The sequence below is a fragment of the Pseudomonas sp. BMW13 genome, from assembly GCF_013357275.1.
In the GTDB taxonomy this organism is placed as follows: domain Bacteria; phylum Pseudomonadota; class Gammaproteobacteria; order Pseudomonadales; family Pseudomonadaceae; genus Aquipseudomonas; species Aquipseudomonas khazarica.
On record NZ_SUKD01000044.1, the window covers coordinates 1 to 4,193 of the forward strand.

Here is a 4,193-nt window from a genome sequence, read left to right on the forward strand (position 1 = left end):
GGCCAGCAGTTCGAGGTTGGCTTCGATGCGGTCGGCGATCTTCAGCAGGATGTGCGAACGCTCCTGCACGCTGGTGCGCCCCCAGGCATCGGCGGCGGCATGGGCGGCGTCCAGCGCCTTGTCGATGTCGGCGGCGTTGGAGCGGGGGAATTCGGCGATCACCGAGCCGTCGACCGGGCTGGTGTTGCTGAAGTACTGGCCGCTGAGCGGGGCGGCGAATTCACCACCGATGTAGTTGCCGTAGCGCGGCTTGAGGGTGACGACGGCGCCTGGGGTACCGGGTTTGGCATAGAGCATGAGCGTTCTCCGAAACGATGTTGTTCTAGTTGTGCGTAGCAGGTGAGCTGGGATGTCCAGCCAGGGGGGCGGCTCGGATCGAGCGACAGCGAACCCTGGGGCTCGGACCGATCATGAGCCGATTTCATCTGCGCAACTTGACCGCAAGGGCGAGGTGCTGTCGTGCAAAGTCAACTTCGTCTGCCGCTGGCGGGGCGTGTCGCAATGGGTCAACTCGGCCGCCTTGTTTTGGTGCGAGTGTTTCAAAACGACTCACTCGCCAGGCATGGCGCTGCCCTTTGATGTCGCGTCGAGGCTGGAAACGCCTGGCTGGCTGCCTCAGGGTGGTGCGGCGTGTTTCTTGCTTTCGAACAGCCATTGTCACGAAGGAGGACCTGATGAGTTCCTTTCTCTCTCAGGCCGGCGCTACGCTCGGTGCCTCGCTCCTGTCCGGTGCCCCGGCCAATGCCGGTGTGCTGGCAGCGGCGGCGAGCGGCCTGTGTGGATTCATCGAAAAGCACGGCGGTGATCCGGATCGCATTCTCGGCGTATCCGGCATCGACCCCGAGTGCCTGCGCCACCCGACCCTGAGCCTGGCGCTGCCCAACTACTGCCAGGTGCTGGAGGAGGCCGCGCACCAGTCCGGCTGTGACAACTTCGGTCTGTACTACGGTCAGCAGTTCAAGCCCCAGGCCCTTGGCCTGCTGGGCTACATCGGGCTGTGCTCGGCCACGCTCGAACAGGCGCTGATCAACTTCGCGCGGGCCTTCCCGTTGCATCAGCGCAACAGCCTGATTCGCCTGGTCGACGAGGGCGGGTGCTACCGCTTCGACTATCAGGTGCGCCATGGCGCCATTCTCAGTCGGCGGCAGGACGCCGAGTTGACCCTGGGCATGGTGCTCAACCTGGTGCGTCATGTGCTCGGCAGCCAATGGGCGCCGCGCGCCGTGCATTTCGAGCACCCGCGACCGGAGTGCTGGCACGAGCACTGTAAGGTGTTCGATGCGCCGGTGTACTTCGAGCAGCCATTCAACTCGCTGCTGATCCCCAAGCGCGGCCTGAACCGCGCCATGCCGGACAGCGATTCGGTGCTGCTGATGGTGATGCAGGATTCGCTGAACCAGATCAGCAGCCTGTGCGGCCGTGGCGAGCGGGACATGGTCAACGATGTGCGCGAGCAGATCCGTCAGCGCCTGCTGTACGGCGAGCCGGCGCTGGAGGAGGTGGCCGAGCTGCTGGGCATGACCAGCTGGTCCCTGCAGCGGCGCCTGCGCGAGCAGGGCCTGAGCTTCTCGCAACTGGTGGACAACGTGCGCCGCGAACTGGCCAACCGCTACCTGCGTGAGCCGCAGCTGCCGATCTCGCAGCTGGCCCTGTTGCTCGGCTATTCGGAAACCAGCGCGTTCTCGCGGGCCTTCCGCCGCTGGTTCGGCATCAGCCCGCGGCAGTGGCGGCGTGAAGGTGCCTGAGGCTCAGTAGGCCGCGCGGATGGCGCGCACGTCGTAGCCGTGGATGACCTGCCCGCGCATGTCGATCACCGGCACGCCGCGTCCGCCCAGGGCCTGGTAGGTGGCGCGGCCGGCGCTGTCCTTCTCGATGTCCACTTCGCGATAGGCGATGCCATCGGCGGCGAACAGTTCGCGGGTCTTGGCGCAGTAGCCGCACCAGCTGGTGGCATAGAGCACGATCTCGCCGCTGGCGGTGCTGGCCTGTGGCGGATTGAGCCAGCGCTCGAGCTTGTCCCAGTGCTGGAACAGGGCCAGGGCGGCGAGAATCAGCAGGATCTTCTTCATCGGGACACGTCCTTGTGCGGGGTGGCGGCTTGCAATTGCGCCAGAGTAAAGGGTGGCGGGCGATCCGGCCACTGCAATTGCAGGCGCTCCAGCTCACGCGCCAACAGGCTGGCCAGCAGCAGGTCGCGTAGCCAGCGCTTGTGCGCGGGGATCACGTACCAGGGCGCAGCAGCGCTGTGGCTGGCACTGAGCAGGTCGCTCCAGCGGCGCTGGCGCTCTGCGAACTGGCGATGCGACTGCAGGTCGCTGCGCTTGAGCTTCCAGCGTTTCTCCGGCCTTTCCAGGCGTTGGCGCAGGCGCTGGTACTGCTCGTCGGCGTCGATCTGCAGGTAGCACTTGAGCACATGGATGCCGCGGGCAGGCAGCTGGCGCTCGAACGCCAGCAACTCGGTCAGACGCGTGGGCAGCTCGTCCTCGCCGCACAAGCCGTCGAGCGGGTCGCAGATCAGCGCTTCGTAGTGGCTGCGGTTGAACACCCCGAGCATGCCCGGTGCCGGCAGGCGCTGGCGATAGCGTTCGAGGAAGTGTGCCTGGCGCTCCTGCGCGCTCGGCGCCTGGAAGCCGTGAATGCTCAGGCCCTGTGGGTTGCAGGCGCTCAGGACCCGGCGAATCACGCCGTCCTTGCCACTGCAGTCAGGCCCTTGCAGCACCAGCAGCAGCGCCTGGCGGCGATTGGCCCACAGGCGTGTCTGCTGGTCCTGCAGCCAGGGCCGGAGTCGTGCCAGGCGGGCCTTGGCCGCGTGCTTGTCGAGGCCGAAGGTACGCGCCGGGTCGCCTGCCAGCGGCGCCGCAACCTGGCAGCGGCAGCTCGCCAGTAGCGCGTCGCCGAGGCGCAGGTCCATCTCAGTCCTGGCGGCGCTTGAGCTGATCCTTCAGCTGGGTCGGCAGCTGGCGGATGATCAGCATGTCGCGGCCTTCGTCGTACTCCACCTTCGAGCCCAGCAGGTGCGCCTCGAAGCTGATCGACAGGCCTTCGGCGCGGCCGGTGAAGCGCTGGAACTGGCTGAGGGTGCGCTTGTCCGCCGGAAACTCCGGGGCCATGCCGTAATCCTTGTTGCGGATGTGCTCGTAGAAGGCCTTGGGACGCTCTTCATCGATCAGCCCGGAGAGCTCTTCCAGGGTGATCGGCTCGCCCATCTTGGCCTGGCCGCTGGCGTAGCCGACCAGTGTCTTGGTCTTCTCGCGGGCCTGTTCTTCGGGCAGGTCCTCGCTTTCCACGTAGTCGCTGAAGGCCTTGAGCAGGGTGCGCGTCTCGCCGGGGCCGTCGACGCCTTCCTGGCAGCCGATGAAGTCGCGGAAGTAGTCCGAGACCTTCTTGCCGTTCTTGCCCTTGATGAACGAGATGTACTGCTTGGACTGCTTGTTGTTCTGCCACTCGCTGATATTGATGCGTGCGGCCAGGTGCAGCTGGCCGAGGTCCAGGTGCTTGGCCGGGGTCACGTCCAGCGCGTCGGTGACGGCCACGCCTTCGCTGTGATGCAGCAGGGCGATGGCCAGGTAGTCGGTCATGCCCTGCTGGTAGTGGGCGAACAGCACGTGGCCGCCGGTGGACAGGTTGGACTCTTCCATCAGCTTCTGCAGCTGTTCCACGGCCTGGCGGCTGAAGGCGGTGAAGTCCTGCTCGCCATCGAGGTAGGCCTTGAGCCAGCCGCTGAAGGGGTAGGCGCCGGATTCCTCGTGGAACAGGCCCCAGGCCTTGCCCTGCTTGGCGTTGTAGCTCTCGTTGAGGTCGGCCAGGAGGTTCTCCATGGCTTGCGACGTGGCCAGCTCGCTGTCGCGGGCATGCAGCGCTGCGGGGCTGCCGTCGGGCTTCTTGTCGATCAGGTGGACGATGCAGTGACGGATCGGCATGGCGGTCTCGATGGGCAAATGAAACAGGGGCGCAGTTTACCCGAAGCGGGTGACGGATTCTGGTGCGGATGCATCGGCGCACGGTGCAGCCGCGTGGGGTGGATGTCGCCTTTTACATCCACCGTGGGTGAGTCGGCGCGGTGGATGCCGGGCTGCTCACCCGGCGTTGCCGGGCATGGTGGATCGATGAAGCGCGATCCACCCTACGGTCGCGTAGGGTGGATGTCGCTTTTTACATCCACCGTGGGTGAGTCGACGCGGTGGATGCCGGGT

The 4,193-nt window shown here is 66.0% G+C and carries 5 protein-coding genes; 1 reads left to right on the plus strand and 4 read right to left on the minus strand.

Annotation, left to right across the window (positions count from 1 at the left end):
* The coding region (locus E4487_RS23890; protein ID WP_175254535.1) for an aldehyde dehydrogenase family protein at positions 1-297 on the minus strand (297 nt) is incomplete at its 3' end.
* A gap of 377 nt (positions 298-674) precedes the next feature.
* Here E4487_RS23890 and E4487_RS23895 point away from each other — a divergent pair.
* Complete coding sequence (locus E4487_RS23895) at positions 675-1,745, plus strand: AraC family transcriptional regulator (RefSeq protein ID WP_175254536.1); 1,071 nt, start codon at positions 675-677, stop codon at positions 1,743-1,745.
* Positions 1,746-1,748: 3 nt separating this feature from the next.
* Here E4487_RS23895 and E4487_RS23900 read toward each other — a convergent pair whose 3' ends face one another.
* Genes E4487_RS23900 through yejK form a run of 3 tightly spaced genes read right to left on the minus strand, consistent with a single transcriptional unit; the run spans position 1,749 to position 3,920 of the window.
* Positions 1,749-2,069, minus strand: a complete 321-nt coding sequence (locus E4487_RS23900; protein ID WP_037049770.1) for a glutaredoxin family protein — start codon at positions 2,067-2,069, stop codon at positions 1,749-1,751.
* Positions 2,066-2,911 (minus strand): polyphosphate kinase 2 family protein, encoded by an 846-nt coding sequence (locus E4487_RS23905; protein WP_175254537.1) that lies wholly within the window; start codon positions 2,909-2,911, stop codon positions 2,066-2,068. Before E4487_RS23905 ends, E4487_RS23900 begins: the two co-directional genes overlap by 4 nt.
* A gap of 1 nt (position 2,912) precedes the next feature.
* Positions 2,913-3,920 (minus strand): nucleoid-associated protein YejK, encoded by a 1,008-nt coding sequence (gene yejK, locus E4487_RS23910; protein WP_037049760.1) that lies wholly within the window; start codon positions 3,918-3,920, stop codon positions 2,913-2,915.
* Positions 3,921-4,193: the final 273 nt, after the last annotated feature.